This is a genomic window from Orbus sasakiae, assembly GCF_039542345.1.
In the GTDB taxonomy this organism is placed as follows: Bacteria; Pseudomonadota; Gammaproteobacteria; order Enterobacterales; family Orbaceae; genus Orbus; species Orbus sasakiae.
The window spans coordinates 244,591-266,138 of sequence record NZ_BAABHY010000001.1 but is presented as its reverse complement, the minus strand read 5'-3'; the positions used below and the strand labels follow the sequence as shown (position 1 = coordinate 266,138).

At 36.1% G+C, this 21,548-nt stretch carries 16 protein-coding genes; 13 read left to right on the top strand and 3 right to left on the bottom strand.

Annotated elements, in window-relative coordinates; all coding sequences use genetic code 11:
- The first annotated feature begins 1 nt into the window (after position 1).
- Both umuC and ABEA36_RS01075 read left to right on the top strand, forming a co-directional pair.
- Complete coding sequence (gene umuC, locus ABEA36_RS01080; protein ID WP_345487833.1) at positions 2-1,267, top strand: translesion error-prone DNA polymerase V subunit UmuC; 1,266 nt, start codon at positions 2-4, stop codon at positions 1,265-1,267.
- A gap of 77 nt (positions 1,268-1,344) precedes the next feature.
- Positions 1,345-1,629 (top strand): DUF2628 domain-containing protein, encoded by a 285-nt coding sequence (locus tag ABEA36_RS01075; protein WP_345487831.1) that lies wholly within the window; start codon positions 1,345-1,347, stop codon positions 1,627-1,629.
- A 32-nt stretch (positions 1,630-1,661) separates the two neighbouring features.
- On the opposite strand, the gene ABEA36_RS01070 is transcribed toward ABEA36_RS01075, so the two are convergent.
- Together ABEA36_RS01070 and ABEA36_RS01065 are read right to left on the bottom strand one after the other, a co-directional pair.
- Positions 1,662-2,000 carry a hypothetical protein gene (locus ABEA36_RS01070; RefSeq protein WP_345487829.1) on the bottom strand — a complete coding sequence of 113 codons (339 nt, stop codon included), beginning with the start codon at positions 1,998-2,000 and terminating at the stop codon, positions 1,662-1,664.
- 26 nt (positions 2,001-2,026) lie between these two features.
- On the bottom strand, positions 2,027-4,264 hold the full coding sequence (locus ABEA36_RS01065) for an ATP-binding cassette domain-containing protein (protein ID WP_345487827.1): 2,238 nt from the start codon (positions 4,262-4,264) through the stop codon (positions 2,027-2,029).
- 430 nt (positions 4,265-4,694) lie between these two features.
- Here ABEA36_RS01065 and ABEA36_RS01060 point away from each other — a divergent pair, with 430 nt between their 5' ends.
- The 6 genes from ABEA36_RS01060 to celB all read left to right on the top strand — a co-directional run bounded on the left by ABEA36_RS01060 (position 4,695) and on the right by celB (position 10,868).
- Positions 4,695-6,131 carry a 6-phospho-beta-glucosidase gene (locus ABEA36_RS01060; protein ID WP_345487825.1) on the top strand — a complete coding sequence of 479 codons (1,437 nt, stop codon included), beginning with the start codon at positions 4,695-4,697 and terminating at the stop codon, positions 6,129-6,131.
- A 25-nt stretch (positions 6,132-6,156) separates the two neighbouring features.
- Positions 6,157-6,477, top strand: coding sequence for a PTS cellobiose transporter subunit IIB (locus tag ABEA36_RS01055; protein ID WP_345487823.1), 321 nt, complete (start codon positions 6,157-6,159; stop codon positions 6,475-6,477).
- Between the two features lie 170 nt (positions 6,478-6,647).
- Entirely contained in the window at positions 6,648-8,663 is a 2,016-nt protein-coding gene (locus ABEA36_RS01050) for a BglG family transcription antiterminator (RefSeq protein WP_345487821.1), read from the top strand.
- Positions 8,656-9,006 (top strand): PTS cellobiose transporter subunit IIA, encoded by a 351-nt coding sequence (locus tag ABEA36_RS01045; RefSeq protein WP_345487819.1) that lies wholly within the window; start codon positions 8,656-8,658, stop codon positions 9,004-9,006. The genes ABEA36_RS01050 and ABEA36_RS01045 overlap by 8 nt, the downstream gene beginning before the upstream one ends.
- A gap of 30 nt (positions 9,007-9,036) precedes the next feature.
- Positions 9,037-9,504 (top strand): hypothetical protein, encoded by a 468-nt coding sequence (locus ABEA36_RS01040; RefSeq protein ID WP_345487817.1) that lies wholly within the window; start codon positions 9,037-9,039, stop codon positions 9,502-9,504.
- Between the two features lie 14 nt (positions 9,505-9,518).
- Positions 9,519-10,868 carry a PTS cellobiose transporter subunit IIC gene (gene celB / locus ABEA36_RS01035; protein ID WP_345487816.1) on the top strand — a complete coding sequence of 450 codons (1,350 nt, stop codon included), beginning with the start codon at positions 9,519-9,521 and terminating at the stop codon, positions 10,866-10,868.
- Between the two features lie 265 nt (positions 10,869-11,133).
- Here celB and ABEA36_RS01030 read toward each other — a convergent pair whose 3' ends face one another.
- Positions 11,134-13,623, bottom strand: a complete 2,490-nt coding sequence (locus ABEA36_RS01030; RefSeq protein WP_345487815.1) for an autotransporter domain-containing protein — start codon at positions 13,621-13,623, stop codon at positions 11,134-11,136.
- Positions 13,624-14,413: 790 nt separating this feature from the next.
- On the opposite strand from ABEA36_RS01030, the gene ABEA36_RS01025 reads away from it, so the two are divergent.
- From ABEA36_RS01025 to ABEA36_RS01005, 5 genes are read left to right on the top strand one after another with little or no spacing between them, the layout of a single operon-like run.
- Entirely contained in the window at positions 14,414-15,766 is a 1,353-nt protein-coding gene (locus tag ABEA36_RS01025) for an anti-phage deoxyguanosine triphosphatase (protein ID WP_345487814.1), read from the top strand.
- Between the two features lie 45 nt (positions 15,767-15,811).
- On the top strand, positions 15,812-16,663 hold the full coding sequence (locus tag ABEA36_RS01020; RefSeq protein ID WP_345487813.1) for a hypothetical protein: 852 nt from the start codon (positions 15,812-15,814) through the stop codon (positions 16,661-16,663).
- On the top strand, positions 16,639-19,575 hold the full coding sequence (locus ABEA36_RS01015; protein WP_345487812.1) for a hypothetical protein: 2,937 nt from the start codon (positions 16,639-16,641) through the stop codon (positions 19,573-19,575). Before ABEA36_RS01020 ends, ABEA36_RS01015 begins: the two co-directional genes overlap by 25 nt.
- The gene (locus tag ABEA36_RS01010) at positions 19,572-20,972 is read left to right on the top strand and encodes a hypothetical protein (RefSeq protein WP_345487810.1); all 1,401 of its coding nucleotides are present in this window, start codon (positions 19,572-19,574) and stop codon (positions 20,970-20,972) included. The genes ABEA36_RS01015 and ABEA36_RS01010 overlap by 4 nt, the downstream gene beginning before the upstream one ends.
- The gene (locus tag ABEA36_RS01005; RefSeq protein ID WP_345487808.1) at positions 20,965-21,495 is read left to right on the top strand and encodes a condensin complex protein MksE; all 531 of its coding nucleotides are present in this window, start codon (positions 20,965-20,967) and stop codon (positions 21,493-21,495) included. The genes ABEA36_RS01010 and ABEA36_RS01005 overlap by 8 nt, the downstream gene beginning before the upstream one ends.
- The last annotated feature ends 53 nt before the right edge of the window (positions 21,496-21,548 follow it).

Sequence of the window (21,548 nt, the reverse complement as noted above, 5' to 3'; positions counted from 1 at the left end):
TATGTTTGCTCATATTGATGTTAATTCGTTTTATGCTAGCTGTGAAAAAGTATTTCGACCTGACTTGGATAATGAACCGATTATTGTATTAAGCAATAATGACGGATGCGTTATCGCACGTAGTCAAGAAGCGAAAGCCTTAGGAATTAAAATGGGTCACCCTTATTTTCAATTATCCGCTCAATTTATTGAACAGCATAATATTCAGGTTTTTAGTAGTAACTATGCGCTGTATGCCGATATGTCAAATCGGGTCATGGAAACGCTTGAAAGACTTACGCCCGCCATTGAAATATACAGTATTGATGAAGCCTTTTGCCAACTCGCAACTCACTCGCCTTCGCTCGAATTAGAACAGATCGGGAAAACGTTAAAAGATACGGTCAAGCAACATACTCACCTTGCCGTAGGCGTTGGTATTGCACCAACCAAAACCCTTGCCAAATTAGCAAACTATGCGGCAAAAAAGTGGCAAAAGACACAAGGTGTTGTTGATTTATCCAATCGGATTAGACAACACAAACTCATGGCGATTACCCCCGTTGAAGAGGTGTGGGGAATTGGTCGACGTTTAGCGAAACAATTAAATGTGCTGAAAATCAATACCGCGCTCGATTTGGCAAAATTATCGCCCCATGAAGCACGTAAAAAATTTAATGTAATCGTTGAGCGCACCGTACGTGAGCTCAATGGTGAATCTTGCTTAACACTTGACAATATTCATGAACCACGTAAACAAATTATCTGCTCGCGATCATTTGGCGAGAAAGTCACCGAATTAGAGGTGATGCAGGCGGCAATTTGTAACTACACGGCCAAAGCAGCGGAAAAGCTACGACATGATAAGCAATATTGTAAACACATTACCGTATTTATTAAAACAAGCCCTTTTGTCCCTAACTCACCTTATTATAGTAACTATTCATCAGAGGTCATCGCTGCAACAAATGATACTCGTGAGTTACTCACTGCGGCTCAAAATATTTTACAACGGATCTGGCAACCCAATAAACATTACCAAAAAGCAGGCGTCATTTTGAATGATTTTTGTGATAATGAAACCAATCAATTCGATCTGTTTATTGATCATCACAAAAAAACCCGAAATGGTGATTTGATGCAAGTGATTGATAAAATTAATTACTCTCATTTAGGGAAAATTTTTTTTGCCTCGCAAGGTGTCAACGGCCAATGGCATATGAAACAAAATCGACTGTCACCGGCCTACACCACTCGAATTGCTGATATTGCGACCGTCAAACTTTAAACTTTATTTAATTTATATATCATTTTTCATCTCATCGCTTATAATCAATTTATTTTTAAACACGTAGACTAAAACAAATGATACATAACCAATCGATTTACAGTAAGGATGGCCACATAGTACAAGTAAAATACGGCTTTTGCTGGGGCGCATTCTTTTTTGGATGTTTATGGTTCCTGTATAAACGACTCTGGACTGCGGGTATCAGTTGGCTTGTTTTCATCATACTCATTGGTATAGTCAAAAACGATTTACAGCAACAACCTGGTTTTAATAAAATTTTACCTATTTCCACCCTTGTTTTTATCACTTACTCAATTGTACAAGGTGTGACGGCTAATCCGATGTTAATAAAACATTGACAAAAAAAGGTATGTAAAAATAGGTTACTGCCCTACTCATGATCGATTTTAGCTCGCCGTTCTAGTAAGTATGTCCTTTGTATTGCCGTCTTTTTTGCGAGTTGAGCATGCTCAATAAAGTGGGTTAACTCAATTGGCCCTTTTTTGAAAGTGAGATACTGATGGTGATTGATTCCAATAGTATCGCCACAACGTTCACAATATATTTTCCGTTTCGTTAAAAAAGGAATGGTTTTGATAGCAAAAAAGCTGACCCATTCCCGTTCTATATTTAAAACCCATCGCTTGGCATCATCGCAATTATAGCAATAACATTGTGTAAAATTGGGGATATCAACGATATCTTTCTCCCATCCGAAAATAATCAACATGGTTCCTATTCCGTATTCATTTATTTTTATACTAAATACTGCCGAGTAATACTGGTGGTTGATTGATGAATATCTTGTAAAGTACCACTATAAATAATCTTACCGCCGTTGGCACCGGCTTCTGGCCCGACTTCAATCAACCAATCAGCTTGTTTAATAACACTCAAGTTATGCTCGGCAATAATCACCGAGTTCCCTTGCTCGACCAGCTGGTTAAATAATTTTATTAGCTTTTTAACATCGTCCATATGCAGCCCAACGGTCGGTTCATCAAGGACATATAACGTGCCTTTTTTATTTAAATGAGACGCTAATTTTAAACGTTGTAACTCACCACCGGATAACGTTGATAACGCTTGATTCAAATGGATGTAATCTAAACCTACCCTTTCAAGTGCTTGCAGTAAATCGACAAAGGGTTGATCACTAAAAAAAGCGATACTGTCCGTTACTGACATATCGATCACTTCAGCAATGTTTTTGCCTTTATAATGATATTTTAATGCGTTATCGTTATAACGTGAACCGTGACAACGTTCACAAAGGGTTTCGATGTCATCCATAAATGACATATCCGTGACAATCACTCCCTTTCCTTTACAGTTTGGGCAAGCTCCTTTCGAGTTGTAACTAAAATAGGCAGTACTGACATCGTTAGCTTGTGCAAAAAGTTTTCGGATATAGTCATTAATATCCATATAGGTTGATAAAGTAGAACGAATACTGGTACCAATATTTTTTTGTGAAATCGCCACGACAGGCTGAGTTATATTACGTAACAACACATCCATTAATGAACTTTTACCGGCACCCGCTACGCCGCACAATACGGTTAATACGCCTAATGGGACATTAACGGTTACGCCTTGAAGGTTATGAAAATGAATATCGTTAAGTGTTATCCATGCGGTTGGCTTACGCGCAATGCGTTTAAGTGGTAGGGATTGACGTAACTCTTTACCGGTGAAGGTATCGGCACTTAATAACCCCTCAAATGAGCCTTGATATACAATTTGCCCACCACGTTGCCCTGCACCCGGCCCCATGTCAATAATATGCTCAGCAATACGAATCAATGCAGGATGATGTTCAACCATCAAAATCGTATTACCACGTGCTTTTAAATGAAATAACGATTTGGTGAGTTTCTCTATATCTTTAGGGTGTAAGCCAATGCTGGGTTCATCAAGCACGTATAAAATGTCGGATAGCGCACTGTTAATATGTCGCGCAATTTTAACGCGCTGTCCTTCACCGCCAGATAATGTCCCCGTTGCCCGACTGAGCGTTAAGTAACCTAAACCAATATTGATTAGTGCCAATAACCGATTGCTAATTTCACGTTTGATTTCACCAGCAAGCGGGTGTTCGATATCTTGGATAAAATCACATAATGCCGTTAAAGGCAACAAGCAGGCATCGGAAATACTTAAGCCATTAATTTTACAACGTTGAATTGTCTCATTAACCCGGGTACCATGACACACTGGGCAAGTTTGTTCAACCACAAATTCATCGACACGTTTGGCATGCCTTTTCCCTTCATCACTATTAATGATGCTGCGCTCCATCCTAGGTACAATCCCTTCAAATTTAGCCGTTGCAGGCCATGCGAGTGGCGGATTTTTTAATTTAATTTGTGGTGAATATAAAAAAAGGGCTAACTCTTCGGATGAATAATCACTGATCTTTTTATCTAAATCAAATAGACCACTGTCCGCATAACGCTTCCAACGCCAAGCGCCAGGGTGAAAAGTGGGGAAATCAATGGCATCTTCATTTAATGATTTATCAAAATTAATCAAATTTTCAAGAATTAAGGTACGATACACACCTAAACCATCACATTTATGACATTTACCTTTTGGGTGATTAAATGAGAATATATCAGAATAGCCAACAAAAGGCTGACCAACCCGAGAAAACAATAAACGTAAAAAAGTATAAATATCAGTATAAGTCCCTAATGTCGAACGCGCATTATCACCTAATCTTTTTTGGTCAATAATGATCGTAACCGGTAAGTTTTCGATGATATCAACATGGGGGCGTTCATATCTTGGCAAGTAGCGTTGCACAAAGCTAGGAAACGTTTCATTTAATTCGCGCCTTGACTCAGCACCGATGGTATCAAAAATCAACGATGATTTGCCCGATCCTGAAACACCGGTTATCACCGTTAATGTTTTTTTAGGAATGTCGACTGAGACCCCTTTTAGATTATTCTCGGTTGCGTTAACCACTTTGATCACGTTTTGATCCATTTTAAACACCTCTTCAAGACTTTACTTCAATCTATTTTTACAACACTGAGTGAATATTGTACTCCTTATTGGATTGAATCACAGTACTGTTAGTGTAATGAAGCGATCCTTTCATTAAAATCTAGCCTTTGTGTATTCACCTATTCGGCTGTTTTATCAGGCTTGTTTTGATTGATCCCACATACATAAGTTACCTCATGCATGGTGATAAGCCAACTGACAACTCCCTTCACACCTACCTGATAACATTATAATGGTTTAATATATAAAAAAGCGTCGATAAATTACAGCATTGAACCACTGTCTAGCGTAAAACATATTGATTTTAAGATTTATTTTTCCTGATCGATAAGGAAAAAGTTGATTAGCAATTTTATTTTTTCCTTTTTATACTGAATTTGAATTGAAAATCAACAATGGGGATTGCGTTATGAATAATAAAGGATTACCAAAGGATTTTTTATGGGGCGGTGCAGTTGCAGCCCATCAACTTGAAGGTGCATGGCAAACCGATGGCAAAGGTATCAGTGTTGCTGATGTTATGACCGTTGGTTCACCAAAAAGTTTTCGTAAGATAACGAAAGGCGTCGTTGCGGGGGAATATTACCCAAACCATGAAGCCATTGATTTTTATCATCGATATAAAGAAGATATTGCGCTTTTTGCCGAAATGGGATTTAAATGTTTTAGAACATCCATAGCGTGGTCCCGCATCTTTCCAAAAGGGGATGAACTAGCGCCAAATGAAGCTGGACTAAAATTTTATGATGACCTTTTTGATGAATGTTTAAAGCATAATATTCAACCGGTTGTCACCCTGTCTCATTTCGAACTACCTTATCATTTAGTAACTGAATATGGTGGATTTCGTAATCGAAAACTGATTGATTTTTTCATCCGTTTTGCTGAAGTTTGCTTCGAGCGTTATAAACATAAAGTGAAGTATTGGATGACATTTAATGAAATTAACAATCAAGCTAATTTTCATGAGGATTTTGCCCCCTTTACCAATTCTGGGATTGACTATCAAGCGGGTGAAAACCGTGAACTCATCATGTATCAAGCCGCCCATTATGAACTGGTTGCGAGTGCAAAAGCTGTCCAAATTGGTCACGCTATTAACCCTGATTTTGAAATTGGTTGTATGATTGCGGTGGTACCGATTTATCCCGAAACCTGCAAACCGGGTGATGTCTTAATGGCACAAAAAGCCATGGAGCGCCGTTATTTCTTTACCGATGTGCATGTACACGGTGATTACCCAAATTACATGAAAAAATATTGGCAGCGCAAAGGATTTACCTTAGATATCACCAATGAAGATCGTGAAACACTGAAAAAAGGCACTGTCGATTACATTGGCTTTAGTTACTACATGTCCAATGCAATTAGGAAAAAAGACGGTAATGACAGCTATGAATATAACGAGAGCACAGACCTCGTTGGCAATCAGTATGTAAAAGCGTCAGATTGGGGATGGCAAATCGATCCCGAAGGGTTACGTTATACCCTTAATTGGTTAACTGACATGTACCGACTCCCGCTGTTTATTGTCGAAAATGGCTTTGGGGCTTACGACAAAATACAACCCGATGGATCAATAAATGACGATTACCGTATCGAATATTTACGTGAACATATCAAACAAATGAAATTAGCCGTAGAAGAGGATGGTGTTGATTTAATGGGCTATACGCCATGGGGATGTATTGATCTTGTTTCGGCCGGTACTGGTGAAATGGAAAAACGTTATGGCTTTATTTATGTCGATAAAGATAACAAAGGAAACGGCACATTAAAACGCAGCCGAAAAGCCTCATTTGCATGGTATAAGCAAGTTATTTCATCAAATGGTGAGAGTGTATAATAATCCATTTTGTTTAGGAGGAAATATGAAAAAAGCGTTGATCATATGTGCGGCGGGTATGTCATCATCATTGATGGCAAAGAAAGTAACCGATTATTTTGCAAGTAAAGGCCAAGAGATATCCGTTGATGCCGTTTCCGCAACAGAGGGAAACAACATGATAAAAAACTCTGATTTTTCATTATTTTTAATTAGTCCACAAACCATGATGATGCTTGATAAATTCAAGAAACTTGGTGATGAAGCGGGTAAACCCGTTGTGAGTATTCCCTTCCCAGCGTATATTCCGATACAGTCTGGAATTGAACAACTCGCGGCACTGATCGAGAATAATATTGCATCATGATGATCAAGACATGTTGATTTATAAGAGTGCATCGATGACATCATTCACCGTCATCGTTGCTTACTCTTTAGGTCAATAAGCGATAATGTCTTAACAATAAAAGACATGAACCATAAAATGGAAGTTATTCATCACCAGAATAATATTCAGCTCGAGGGTAACTGATATAAATGATTAAAAATAAGCAACGTGAACTCATTAGTTTACTCGTTCATGCTAAAAACACATTTAAAACCAGTATTGAACTCGCAAAAGAGTTGTCATTATCCGATCGTACTGTTCGGACTTATCTTAACGATTTAAAAGAGATTATTCAGGACAATGGTGCGTTAATTATTAGCAAGCAGGGATATGGTTATCAATTACAGATTAACGATAGAAAAGAGTTTAATTTATTTTTGATTAAACATCATTTTATCGATAAAAATCAGCCCCAATCAAAATATCGGGAGTCTTCAGAAAGGAAACATTATTTACTCAATTTATTACTCTTAGAAAGCCAGCGAATAAACATTGATGATTTATCTGAGTATTTATGTATTAGTTCATCACAACTCAACAAGGATATCGCTGAAATAAAAAGCCAACTCCTTCCTTATGAATTATCGCTCAAAAAGTCTAAATCGCTGATTTTTGTTGACGGTCAAGAAAGTGCTAAACGGCACTTTATTATGAGTTACTTCTTTCATCAAGATTCGATTCATTTTTTACAACGGTTAACCTATTCACATCATTTTATCGAAACAATCAGCTTTGATATGTTAACGATCATCATATTAGATGAGTGCCGTGAAGCACAAATCAAATTATCGGATGTGATGATTCAAAATATTGTTTTACACCTCTCTTTAAGTATTAAACGCCTGCAATCTGGACTGGCGATTCAACATCTCAATATGCCTAAATCGACGATTGAATCACTTGAGTTTCATGTTGCTAAAAAGATCCTTGTTCGCGTTGAAGCAATTATTGGTTTCGATTTTCCAAAAGAAGAACAAATGTATTTAACCTTGCATTTAATGGCAAAATCAAATCTTCTTAATCACGAATCGGATAGTAATCTCAATTTAGCTATCAGCCATCTTCTCATTAAAATACAACAAGAAACCGGTTATCGTTTGTACCAAGATGAACAACTCAAGCATGGCTTAATTCAGCATTTAAAACCGATGTTGATTCGTTTAGAGCAAAATATTAAATTAGACAATCCACTATTATGTGAAATAAAAGAAAATCACGCTGAGCTTTTTACACTGACAAAGCATTATTGTAAACAGTTACCCTTCCTGATTGATTATGATATTAACGATGATGAATGGGGGTATTTAGCACTGCATTTTTTGGCCTCAATCGAAAAACTTAAAAATGACCAAAAAATTAAAGTTCTCATCATTTGTGCGACCGGAATGGGCAGCGCTCAGTTATTAAAAAATCGAATTCAACGTGAATTTGAAGATAAACTCAACATAGTCGCCACCGTTGGCTACTATGAAACCAATAATGACATCCTCAACGAAGCGGATTTTATTATTTCATCCATCGACCTCTCCTCGAAAATTATTAAAATTCCGGTATTTCATGTTTCCGTATTTTTTAGTGAACAAGACGTGCAAAAAATTCGCCGATTTATTTCATTGCGTCAAGCCCCTGTCTCCGTGCGCAAAGATGAAACGTCGGTGCTGACGCATTCGCAAAAATGCCTTCCCCACATAGAACATACCGTTGATGACTTACTGGCGAATTATTTTTATTGTTATGAACAAAAACAACCGAATAGAGAGCCCGTTTTAGCGCATTTACTTGATTTACTTGCTATCGACGAATCACTCGATTATAAAAAAAACATGATGCAACAAATGGATAATCGAATGATGTTAGGTGAAATACTCTTCAGTTCAACCATTGTTGTTCCACACCCCGCCGTTCCTGTTGGGCAGTTATCTAAAATTGGCATTGCCATTATTCCTGAAGGTCTATTTTGGAGTAATGATTATCCAAATGTTCATTTTGTTTTTATGATTTCACCGTCTGTGTATCAAAACCCTGATTTAGCCATGATGACAAAAGCAATCGTCGCGTTAATAGACGATTTAGACTTACAAGAGAAAATGCTAAAAACAAAAACCTACATGCAATTCAAACAACTTTTTATAACACTGATTGAAAAGGAATATGACCATGAATGAAAAATTGTCCTCAGAACAGATTCAACTCGTTGCGTTTACGATCATTTTGCATAGTGGTAACGCCAAAATGAAAATACATGAGGCATTTAAAGCAATGCGAAATGCCAATTTTGTGCTAGCCCATGAATTACTTGAAGCGGCGAATGACGAGCTCTTAGAAGCGCATAAATCTCAAACGGAATTACTGCAATCTTACGCCAATGGCACAAAAATAGAGATGGAAATCATCATGGTACATGCTCAAGACCATTTAATGACGGCAATGACACTCCATGAAATTGCAAGTGAAATGTCTCACTTATACTCATTAAATCACGAACTCCGTCAAACGTTAAAATTGTAACAATCGAAAGTGATACAAGAGGAGATGACAATGCATAAAAAAATGGGCTTAACCCATCTTTATTTTAATCGTTTCTTAGCTGTTCGCTATAGTACGGCCTTTTTTTTATTCTTAAATCTTTATTGGGCTGTTTTTCTATTAGGCTCACGATCAATGGTGGTGATTTTACCCCTTTTCCTATTTGTTTTAAGTATCTTCACCGCCTTAGAACAGATTAAACTCTACCGCAACCATAGCAATAAATTACCTTATGCCCATTTTTTTTATAAAGTCATATTGTTAACCAGTATTATCTTACTCATTACCCTTTATTCACCCTTTTATAATGTCTTTTATCCATTTTTAAAAAATACACAACATGTTTTAAACATATTGACGGTGTTACTTGTAGTAAGCCTATCTATTTCTTTTTTAATGCTTAAAAAGCTCAATAAAATTAAGCTCAACCAAGATAAACATTTTGCAAGAGTTGAAGCTTACAAAAAAATTATTAATTAAATAAGGAAAATTAAATGAATACAGGATTTGTCATTTTACAAAAATATTTAATGACCCCGATGGCCAAAATATCACAATTGAGGCTTGTGCGTGCTGTTATGGCCGCGGGTATGGCATCAGTGCCGTTTACGATTGTCGGTTCCATGTTTTTAGTGTTTAACATTTTACCGATGACATTTACCGGACTACAAGGCGTGTTTGAAAATACATTCTTTAAAGTCAGTGATCTTTATATGGTTGCCAATACAGCAACCATCGGTATTTTAGCGCTGTATTTTAACTTTGTGGTCGGGTATGAATTAACCAAAATTGAAGCGGAAGAAACAGGACTTAACGTCAATGCACTCAATGGCGCCCTACTTTCAGTTTTTGCTTTTTTTATGACACTTCCCGAGTTAGTGATGCAAAATAATGTGATTCATTTAATCAATGCTCCAAGTGAACACATCATTAATGGTCTAAGAATCGGTTCAACCATTGTCCGCCTTGGCACTGCCGGCATATTTATTGCGATTATTATGGCCGCGTTAGCAACACAATTATATTTTCTTTGTATCAGACGAAATTGGGTCATCAAAATGCCTGAAACGGTGCCATTAGGTGTTTCACGATCATTCTCTGCACTCATTCCAACGTTTGTGATTGCATTTTGTATCATCATCATCAACGGCTGTTTTATCTATTTCGGTACCGATATCTATAGCATCATTTCGATCCCGTTCCAATTTGTCACCAACTTAACAAAAAGTTGGCTCGGCGTCATGGTGATTTTATTTTTAATTCATGCATTATGGGTTGTCGGTATTCATGGCGCGAGTATCATTGGAGCCTTAATTACCCCAATCACCTTGGTCAATATGAACGAAAACACACTAGGGGCTCATATTCCATTTGCTGGTGAGTTTAATAATTCGCTGGTTATCTTAGGGGGATCAGGCGCCACATTATTGATGACGTTTTTTATTACCTTTTATGCAAAATCAAGTCAATTGAAAATATTAGGCCGGGCATCTGCCGTGCCGGCCATATTCAATATTAATGAACCCATCATCTTTGGTTTACCTATCGTTTATAATCCTTACTTAGCGATTCCTTTTTTCTTAGCGCCTATGGTATGTGGTACGTTGGGTTATTTTGCAATAAGCTTACACATCATCAATCCGGTGGTGGCGTTAATTCCTTGGCCATCTCCGCTAGGTTTAGGTGCATTTATTAGTACAGGTGGGGACTACAGAGCGATTTTTGTCGCCATATTATCAGCGGTTGTGGCACTACTTATCTATCTTCCTTTCGTCAAACTTTACGACAACAAACTGTATAAAGAAGAACAAAGTAAGATTAAAAATGAGGGTGAAATACGTTAATCTTATGATTAACATGTCATTATTTCAGCTAAAAATAATGACATCTTTTAAATCAGGAAATGATATAACAATATTCGGTATCATTTCCTATTAATGTTACTGCCACGATACTCAAATTCAAAACGGTCTAGTTGATACTTCAATCATCGCATTGTTGTTTTGGTATTTAGGCTCGTAATTTTCGGTAAAACGATGGTGCTAATTAATTATGCTGCAATAAAAAGGGTGCCCAACGCACCCTTACGATACAAAAAATCATCAATAATTAAAAATCATATTTCATCATAACAAAAGCATTAACCCCATCACGTTTACCGCTGTAACCACGTAAAATGATATTTAGACCAAAATTAGTCTCATTTTCAATCGGTTTTGCTTTTATCCCCAATTCAAAAATACCGGTTGATCCTTTGACACTTGGCGCATTAATCGCCATACCGGCTACGTTAGCGTTCGCTTTAGAATTAAACTCATACTCATAAATACCCGCTAAGGTAAAAATTAAACGAGCCGAAGATTGATAATTAAATTGTTCTTTTAACTGTACTCGCGATGATGTTAATGTTTGAAAATGAATATTATCACCATCAATCACAACACTATCACTGCTTAAACGACTATAAAAATAGCGTAGTGATGAGTCAAAACTATATCGGTTATTAAGTTGGTAAATATACCCAGAGCCTAAGTTCACACCAATATATCCCACTTTGCTATCATAACTTGCGGCACTGCCCGCCCCTGTAATAATATCATGTGACAAAAACGCGGTTTTAGCCTGGCCAAACCGAAAGGCCCCATCAATATAGAATTCGTTTTCGGCATTAAATTGACTGTATTTACTAAATAATGATGCGCCATAATTATAAGTATGACCACGTCCATGCACACTCCCGGAAGCAAAATCATTATAAGTATCATAATGACTACGCCCATACTCAATGGCGATACCCGCATACAAGTTGTCTAAAATTTGATAACGAGAACCAACCATAATACGGTAATCGTTTGAATCAATCGATGAACCACTATCATATTGGTTAATACCGCCATCGATTGCCGCTATTGGCGTAAATGTCCCTGCATCAACATGCTTTAATGATAAATGGCTTAAGGCATCCGCGCCACGCGTCACATTCATTAATGTTGCAAGGCGTCCTTCTGCCAGCGGTTTGATATTATCATCGACTTTTTCTTTAATGATCTCAGTGATTTTGTCAATCGTTGCCACAACAGAGTCATCTTTAATGCTGTAGCTGATGTCTGCTTCTCTGACTAATCCGACCTTAACTTTATTATCACTGTTGGTTAAATCAAAAAAATCATTTAAAGACGTGGTATCATCGCCTTGAGTGACCACTCCACCATTTACTGTAATCAAATTGATCGTGTCACCAACATTAATATTCGTAGTACCCGATATTCCTGTCAATTTGGTGTATGAGACATTCGTTGTTGGCGACGTGTCTGACGGTTGATAGGTATTACGATTAGATAATTCATCGGTCACGGTAATTAAAGCCGAACTGCTGTCATTAATCACGGATTTATTATAATCATTAATGGCAAATTGATAATATTCAAAATTACCTAACTTAGTGACCGTTAATGGGCTAGAACTCATATTTAATGTATTATCCGTAAAAACATTATAATACAGGGTGCTCATATCATCATTAAATGCGGATAAATACCCGCCCCAAAGTTCGGCATGATAACTACCATCATCACTTTGTAATTTTACATCACCCTCAATATTAACCGTACTGTGTGCCGAGACATTAACAACGACCGTGGCATCAGTGTAACTGCCCGTAAATGCAGCCACTTGAGCTGACGCGCCGTAAATACTACCTGTGACAGTACCACCAGTAAGATTCACCGTACCATTGGCATTCGCAGTAATATTCGTGGTTGATGTTGCAACGCCGGTAGCGGTATCCGTTACGGTTGCTGTTGCATTAGCATCAACATCAACGGATGCACCATAAATACTGCCAGTAACTTGACCTTGAGACATATTCACCGTCCCAATTGCATCAGCCGTGATCGTCGCAGTCGCGCTCGCCGCTGCCGTCGAGCCGGAATACACATAGGCATACACTGAACCTTCAGTAATCACTGAAGCGCCATAAAGATTACCCGTAACGGTTCCACCATAGATATTGACAGTGCCTTGACCCTTAATGGTCCCCACAACATTCATTGTGGCATCAGCACTGGCATAAGTTTCGGCAGAAATTCGAGAGGTATCGACCACATAGGCACCATAAATATTATTGCTCACTGTACCGCCGTACATATTTACACTGCCCGTTACATCAGCACTGATCGTTTTATCATTTATCACTGGGGCGGTCGCATCAGTAAACGCTTCTGCTGATGCAGATAGCGGCACATCTGCCGATGCACCAATCAGATTGTCCACCGATCCAGCATCCATAATGATCACATTATTGTTTAATTCGCAGCGTTGATTATCTAAACACGTCGCACCATAGATATTCGTCGCGGTATCCGGTGTACCCGTGATATGAATAACATTATTGCTTGGTTCAGTTGGCCTTAATTCACCACTCCCATCTAGACGATTTTCGCTATCACTGCTGTCTAACGTAATCACCGCGCCACTTAATAAATGCGTGTCCGTATCACTGTGCGTTATTGCAAATGCAGTTGGAGAAACTAAAAGCGTCGATATTGATATAGCCAAATACGTCTTACTAAAAGACTTGAGGTTAGCACTTATTTCCATCTTTATTCCTAGTTAAGTTATTAATCATTCTTATTATGGGCATTTTGAACCATGACTCGGTTTTAAATAGTGTTATTAAATGATTCAAAATGATGGTGAAATTAGTGGTTAATTTATCAGCTTTAAATTTTCTTTTCCATATAAAAACACTTTAAACACAATAAATTAACATTGGTAAAAAAATAATGTTTGCGAACTGAATAAAGACGTGACGAAGCGACTGTTATCGAGTGATGAATTAATTTTTCGGTAAGCGATATCACACTTATGTGTGTGAGATTTTGATGTATCTGTCTAAATAGTGCTGAAGCTTAGTATCACAAAATAGCTTGTCATTTATAGACTGAATGGTTTGATTATAAAGGTAAGTAAATACTTCGCATTAGAGCTGGCGGGAGTTGAATTATTTTATAATCAATTGATTAATTAAGATAAAAATATTTTAATTTTTTTCGTAGTCCAATTTTGGTGCCAATGGGGAAAGTGAGCTCATTTTGTGGGGTTGACAAAATGTGATTTACACCAAATTGTAGTTTTGCTCGTTCGTAAAAAATCAAAAGAGTCATTTCTTTTCTACGCCGTAAATTCTATATATTTTTCTCTTTTAGCCTGAATAAGGCAATAACTTAATACGTGATATAGATCATAGATATTAATAAACTATTCCGAATTCCTGATAAGTAGCAGAATTTTTTTAAAGCGACATGAAATAATTGCTGTATATTAGTTACATTGTTTAGAGTAAAACGTATAAATAAAATGTATTTTAATGATAAATAGGAAAATTCACATGGATAATGAATGGTTATGTAGAAAAAGAAGTGATGATGAACCATATCCCGCGAAATCATTTAATTCAGCAACAATAAATGAGCCTGATGATCAATTCCACCGTGATAGAGCACGAATAACTCATTCTGCATCATTTCGCCGTCTTCAGTCAAAAACACAAATTATTAATCTTGGAGACAGTGATTTTTATCGAACACGACTTACTCACTCTCTTGAAGTTGCCCAATTAGGTTCGAGTATATGCAATGCTTTAAGAGCTAAATATAAAAATGAGTTCGAAATTTTAACATGGATCCCTGAAAATAGCTTAATTGAGGCAATTGGTTTAGGACACGATTTAGGCCACCCACCATTCGGACACGCCGGAGAAATTGCGTTAAATAATTTTATGAAAGACCATGGAGGGTTTGAAGGAAATGGTCAAACCTTAAGAATAGCTGCCAAACTTGGGGAATATTCACCTCATCATGGTTTAGATTTGACTCGAAGAACACTTTTAGGTTTAGTTAAATATCCAGCTATCCATAATACTGTAGCTAATTATGATCTTGACGCAAAATGGTCAAAAAACAATATTGAAAGTTCAAAGCCACCTAAATGTATTCTCAACGATGAGAAGGAAGTTCTTGATTGGATTTTACGACCTCTCTCAGATGAAGATAAAAAATGCTTTATGAGTATAGTGGAGAATACCAATATAGAAATTAAAAAACACCATAAAACCCAATATAAATCGCTAGATTGTTCAATCCTGGAACTCGCTGATGACATGGCATATGGAGTACATGATCTAGAGGATGCATTAGCATTAGGTTTAATTACTTCAACACACTGGGAACAAGATTTATTATCTCTTAGTGATAAATTTCCGAGTTCCCCATTAATTAAAGAAAAAGATACCTATATTCAACGGCTATTTTCATGTTCAGGTAAAGAGAGAAAACATGCTATAAGTAAGCTAATTGGCTATTTTGTTAGTTCTATTTCTATAGAAAGAAGAGCTCTTTTTCAACATCAATTACTTTCTTTTAATGCTGTGATGGAAACTGATGCCGCTGAATGCCTTAAAGCTTTAATCGACTTAGTTGTAAAGTACGTGATTAAACGCAACCAAGTTCAACTCTTAGAATTTAAAGGACAAAATATTGTTTTAAATTTATTCGAAGTTTTTAGTGAAAATCCAAATAAGCTACTACCCAAAAATAAGCTTGAAGAATATACACTAGCAAATAATGAACATAAAAAAAGGGTGATTTGTGACTATATTGCAGGCATGACTGATATATATGCGACAAAACAGTACTGTCGTTTATTTATGCCTAATATGGGATCTATTTTTGATCATATTTAATAAACATTATTTCTAATATTAGAAATTAAATAACAAGGGATAAATATGTCGGCAATTATCAAAGATAAACTTTCCCAATATTTACAAAATATTCAACAAGGAAAATTAATCAATTTTACTATTTTTAGAGAGACTCTATTAAAAAGAAATATTCCGGATACGAGAATTGATCGACTTTTTCGAGTAGATCTAATTAAACGAAGGCAATATAAAGTAGAAATATTAAATGAAAAGGATTTCTCCGATTTATGCCAGCAAGTGAGCTATGATGATTGTACAAACCGAATAACTTCTGCTTTTAAAGGCAGAAGTCATAAAGTATCAGTGAGTGGCTCTTTCCTACTACTTAAATCACCACACATAGAGCATCCACAGGTTATTATTTTTAATGAAGAAAGCTGGCTCTGTCCTGTAAAATCTTGTAAACAACTACTACTTGTCGAAAATTTAGAGAACTTTTTATCTTACCAGCAAACAATAGACTTACTTAAACAATGGGGATTCATCTCAAATAACGTATTGGATATCGTATTCAGTGCAGGTAATCAAATCAATAATAGCCTTCATCGCGACTACCTTTTTTCCTATGAGAAAGTTTTCTGTTTATTTGATCTTGATGTTGGTGCACTAAAAACATTTAAGAGCCTGACAAAATGGCTATTAAGAGAGCGCTTAGAATTCATTATTCCTCCGAATGTTATTGAGCACCTACTTTGTTCTGAATGGCACCTTTCTGATTCTGAGCGTGCTTTATTAACAAAATATACCGGACTCTCAACTGAAATAGATAATCTCATTATCACAATGCGTGATAGCAGTAGAAAATTAGAGCAGGAGACTTATCTTTATATAACTAACAAAGAGGCTAGCTTATGCAACAAGAAAATGCTTTTGTAGATCGTTTTGCCATCCGGCGGTTAATCTTTGTTAACAGTGCAGCTTACGCTTATACCGAAATTAGGATTGACCAACATACAGCTTTATTTGGGCGCAATAATCTTGGTAAAACCTCAATGTTAAATGCTCTCAAACTCTTTCTTTTACCAGAGATCAATTTTCGGCAATGCGACCGCAAATTTGGCTTTAAGGGCGCTAATGGTAAACAATACGAAGGGCCTGAAAGTTACCAATATTACTTTCCAGAAGATCGTTCTTTTATCATTCTTGAAGCTGAAAATATTCATGGTCCTTTTTGCCTAATATTACATCGAGGTAGTAGTGAATTAAGCTATGGCCGCATGGCTGTACCCATTAATTATGATGAAATAAGATGCCTATTTTGGGACTTATATCATAGTGACAATGAAGGCCTTGGCTCACCATTAGAATCCTTGTCACTAAAGGGGATCTTATCTCAGCTCTGGACACATAAAGCGGAACCTTTAGGGGATGTTAAAATTCTCAAAGAACGATTATTTAGTGAGAATCGCATTGATCCCTTTCATAGTCGTTACTGTCTTTTACCCTTCAGACACGGTGGAACCCCAAAAGAAATTGAAGCCTGGCGTCAATTAATTCATTTAGCCTTCGATATTAGCGCTAAAGACGACAAAACCTTACCTACAGCAATAGCAACGATCATTGAGGGAGAAAAAAAACGTTCAGAAGAACAAGTTTCTGTCGATTTTGCCGAAATTTTGGATGGTTATCATGCGTTAAAAGTAAACAGCAATCGACTACAGAAAATTCAGAATGCTCTACCTGAGTGGCTAGAGCTGGATAACCTCTATGAACAATATAAGCATGATACTAAACATTTGGCACAACAATGCTATAACCAAATTGAAGCACTCAATATCTCCATCAATACGAATGGACAGAAATTAAAACACGCCCTTGAAGCTCAAAATAATGCTAAAAATAAAGAGAAGCATGCTAATCAGCGTTATACTGAATTAACCAATAAACTTCATCAAACCCAAGGGGAACTTAAGTCTGAACGTAAAATATTGGATGACATAACACAACGCATTAAACTTATAAAAAAGATAAAAGATGAATATCCAGGTACCTTTTCTAACAACGAAATTATTGAGTTACTACAGGAGCATATCACTGAGCAAAGTACTCTATTGGACACTTTGCGAAATGACAATAAACGTCAAGAAAGAATGATGTTCTTGATAGAAGAACAGAAATCATTACAAGCAAATAGAGAACAATACAAGATCTTATTAGAAAGCGAACAACCTTTATTACTTGAAACGTTAAAACCAGAAACAGCTAGATTACTTTATAATCTTAACCATGGATTTGCAGATATTCAAATGCGACTCAATGAGAAACAAGCAGAGTCTATAGAAGCATTTGCTGATCTATTTACTATTGATCAACAAGGTATATGGTTTCTAGAGCAACAGTTACTAAAAACTGTCTCCTCTTTTGATAAAAAACAAAATAAAGAGCTATTGCAAAAAAAATTATTAGAGACTGAGCAGGATATTACGCGGAATGATAAGGAGTTGCATGAACTTAAACGACAAGGTACTGACAGTAAAGAAATAATCAAACAAAAACAGGATACAGCGAAGAACCGACTAATTAAAACTAAAGAGGATATTGAGCGAATAAAAGCTGAGGAAACTTATCAAAAAGATTACAAAAAATATACTCAGCAAGTTGAGACCGTCGAAGAGGTCCTAAAAGCCCTCTCTGCTGAATCTGAAAAAATACAGGAACAAATAATTCTCCTAAAAAAAGAAACAGCCCGTAGTGATGATGTGGTTAATACCTTAAAAGAACAGCAACGAAATAATAATGTCTTTCATGATCAATTGAATCAGGTAAAAGAAGTTACTGCACCAAGTATACAATTATTGTTTTCTCAATTAGAAGCAGAACAATGTGAGCTCACACATGATGCCGTCGCAAAGACTCGTTCCCAAGCCGAGCATTTAAAAGAGTGTTCTGAATCAATACAAGAACTTTTATCTAACTTATTAAAAGCAGATATTATTGAGAATACTGAAAATGCTGGTTTTAAAGGTAGTTATACCTATCAGGAGATAAAAAACTTTCATCAATCTTTAAAATTATGTTTTGATAATTTATCAGCGGAACAACAAAATCAACAAGATAGAATTATTGCCCATAATAAAGAAACTGCGATAAAAATTGATGAATTACGCAGTGCTGCCTCTCAGATTCATACATTTGAAAAAGAATTAAATCAACAATTTCTTGCTTATTCAGTCTCTAATCTAGCGGCAATTAAAGTAAAATTTTCATTACATCCTCGATTTGAAGTTCTGATGCGAGAAATGGAAAAGATTAACTTTCATAATAACGAAAATTTGTATGATGAGACGTTATATAACCACCTTAATGATTTTTGTGAAGAATTTTTCAAGCGTTCAACTAACAGCACTCCAACATTACGTATGGAACTAATCATTCAGAAAGTTATTTATTGTTATCTTCTAGAAGGGCATGAAAAGTTTAGTGAAAAAGAACAATCAAATGGAACGACAACAATGGTCAACTGTTTGTTGCTATCTATTTTACTTAAACGTTTATTACGCAACGATGCTTCTATCTCAATACCATTAGTTATGGATGAAATGGGGTCATTAGATAGAGAGAACTTAAAAACAGCTACTTATATCGCTGAAAGTCATGGTTTTTATCTTTTTGGTGCAAGTCCCGATATTTCATCTGAAATTGTGTCTGCTGTAGGTCATTACATTTCATTAGGGGCGTTTAAAGCCACAAAAAGTTATCACGCGGATCGCCTAGTTATTTATCATGGAAAATGTGAATCTTTGACATCAACGAACGAGATAACATCTGAATCGGTAGGTAATGAATGAGTGTATCAACAGATATCACATTAATCCGAATGATCGAGTATAAACAGATCTTTTTTGGACTAATTGATCACTTAGACAAGCAAGAACAAGGGGGTGAAATCCCTCTTGCTCTCTACTATAAACTCGTTACTGATGTGATTAATAATCAAGTTGAACCCAAATCCCGACAATTAAAAGAGACGTTTGATCCTGATAACTTATTCAAAACAGGGTTGCTACTTGAGCTTGATAAAAGTCGTAATATCTTAGTTTTTCAAGGTTTTGTTCTTGATATGTTCAGGCATTTCGATAAAAGCCGATTAAGAGAACTAAGCAGTGAACAACTTGAAAGTTTAAGACAAGATCTCAATGATAGCTACGAACGTTTAAATTCTATTTCACTTTCCCCTGGTGACGAAATATACGAAGAAGTCGTTGCACTCTTGTTTGAGCGACTACGCCATACCCATGGGCGCATTAAACAAAATATAACTAGCCTACAAGGTCAAACTGAGCGTTTATCAGCGATTGCTGAAGCAAAAAATATACAAGATTTAACTCAAACTCGATTAATTAGAGAAGCACTTATACAAATTAATCGTATTTATCAACGTCATGTTTTACCTACCTTACAGTTTCTAAATGAACGTGAAGATTTAAAAAGAGGCAAGCCAGCGTTAACAGCTGTTGGTGAAATTGCACAATTATTCGAACAATCTGGATTCCCTGAAATCAGTCAACGAATACAGTTTGCACAAGGAAGTATCCGTTCTTATTCTAAAAATATTGAGATAATACGTAAAACACTGGAGCGCTATGTCCGGCAAGGGAAACGCCAACGTCATCAGTATGATTGTATTGAACACCTTTTTAATCAACTAAAAGCTGAAAGTCAATTAACTCAAGATGGCAAATTAAATAATAAATATGTGAATAAAGATTCTAAAGCTTTTCACTTCGCCTATCAGTTTACTGGTTTAAAAACACATCGTTTTGCTCCTCGTTTAGATTGGAGAGATAATCATCAATCCGTTTTATTCACAGAATATCTCAGAGTAACACTACCTAAATTAAGGGAAAAATTACAAAATCAGCTCGTTCATTTAGACAATCAAAACAATCTTAATCAAAATGAACAACAGCATATTCGTCATAAAATGAATATACAAAAATTAATGGCGGAATATGTATTACCTAAACAAAGCGATGATCTTCATCTTTTAGTACATAATTATTTATATTTAACGCTTTCGGATTATAAATTAGTTGATTTATTAGATGGTTTAGGTTGGTTACGTAGCAGAATCGGTCTGCCAATAAAAGTACAATTTTTGTTAAAAGAAATTATCTATGGTGGATTAAAACTTGTTTACCATCCACTTCAATTGAATGATATACAGGATACGTCTGATGATTAATAAAGCAAAAAGCCAGGAAATATATTCAGAGTTCATAAATGGTAAAGTAATTAATGATTTTATTACGCTAGATGGACAGTTACAGCAAAATCCACTCTATGAAGAATTGTTTAAACACTATGATGCTATTTATCAAGAACTGTATAGTAATATTGGTTTTGAACTGGTGATGAAACCTGGATTTATGTTTATTAGAAACATGACTAATAATGATCAACTGAGTGATGTTGCCTTAAAAATTCATGCATTATTAACAGTTCTGGGTAGAGGCGTGCAAATACAGGGATATGAGTTTGAGATAATGACAACACATGAAGCGGGAATTAATGAACAATTAATTAAGCTTATTGAAACAGAGGAGATGAAAGAGATTTTAATTGCATGTGAAATTAAAGATCCTCTTGAAAAAGCCATCAATAATATTTTAGTTAAGCGTAATATAGCTTATCGAAATTCTAAAGGAAGTTTAGTGTTATCCTCCGCAGGAAAAGCATTTTTTGAAGAGGTTTTTGGAGAGTTATAGCAAGTTTATGTATTACCTATTTTTAGTTGTTATAATTAAAAATAGGTAATCCT

Bases quoted from the DNA above. Each gene is read 5' to 3' on its own strand.
- ABEA36_RS01005 (WP_345487808.1), top strand. From the start codon at position 20,965: ATGATTAATAAAGCAAAAAGCCAGGAAATATATTCAGAGTTCATAAAT.
- ABEA36_RS01050 (WP_345487821.1), top strand. From the start codon at position 6,648: ATGATTAAAAATAAGCAACGTGAACTCATTAGTTTACTCGTTCATGCT.
- ABEA36_RS01040 (WP_345487817.1), top strand. From the start codon at position 9,037: ATGCATAAAAAAATGGGCTTAACCCATCTTTATTTTAATCGTTTCTTA.
- ABEA36_RS01055 (WP_345487823.1), top strand. From the start codon at position 6,157: ATGAAAAAAGCGTTGATCATATGTGCGGCGGGTATGTCATCATCATTG.
- ABEA36_RS01065 (WP_345487827.1), bottom strand. From the start codon at position 4,264: ATGGATCAAAACGTGATCAAAGTGGTTAACGCAACCGAGAATAATCTA.
- umuC (WP_345487833.1), top strand. From the start codon at position 2: ATGTTTGCTCATATTGATGTTAATTCGTTTTATGCTAGCTGTGAAAAA.
- ABEA36_RS01010 (WP_345487810.1), top strand. From the start codon at position 19,572: ATGAGTGTATCAACAGATATCACATTAATCCGAATGATCGAGTATAAA.
- ABEA36_RS01075 (WP_345487831.1), top strand. From the start codon at position 1,345: ATGATACATAACCAATCGATTTACAGTAAGGATGGCCACATAGTACAA.
- ABEA36_RS01015 (WP_345487812.1), top strand. From the start codon at position 16,639: ATGCAACAAGAAAATGCTTTTGTAGATCGTTTTGCCATCCGGCGGTTA.
- ABEA36_RS01025 (WP_345487814.1), top strand. From the start codon at position 14,414: ATGGATAATGAATGGTTATGTAGAAAAAGAAGTGATGATGAACCATAT.
- ABEA36_RS01060 (WP_345487825.1), top strand. From the start codon at position 4,695: ATGAATAATAAAGGATTACCAAAGGATTTTTTATGGGGCGGTGCAGTT.
- ABEA36_RS01030 (WP_345487815.1), bottom strand. From the start codon at position 13,623: ATGGAAATAAGTGCTAACCTCAAGTCTTTTAGTAAGACGTATTTGGCT.
- ABEA36_RS01020 (WP_345487813.1), top strand. From the start codon at position 15,812: ATGTCGGCAATTATCAAAGATAAACTTTCCCAATATTTACAAAATATT.
- ABEA36_RS01070 (WP_345487829.1), bottom strand. From the start codon at position 2,000: ATGTTGATTATTTTCGGATGGGAGAAAGATATCGTTGATATCCCCAAT.
- ABEA36_RS01045 (WP_345487819.1), top strand. From the start codon at position 8,656: ATGAATGAAAAATTGTCCTCAGAACAGATTCAACTCGTTGCGTTTACG.
- celB (WP_345487816.1), top strand. From the start codon at position 9,519: ATGAATACAGGATTTGTCATTTTACAAAAATATTTAATGACCCCGATG.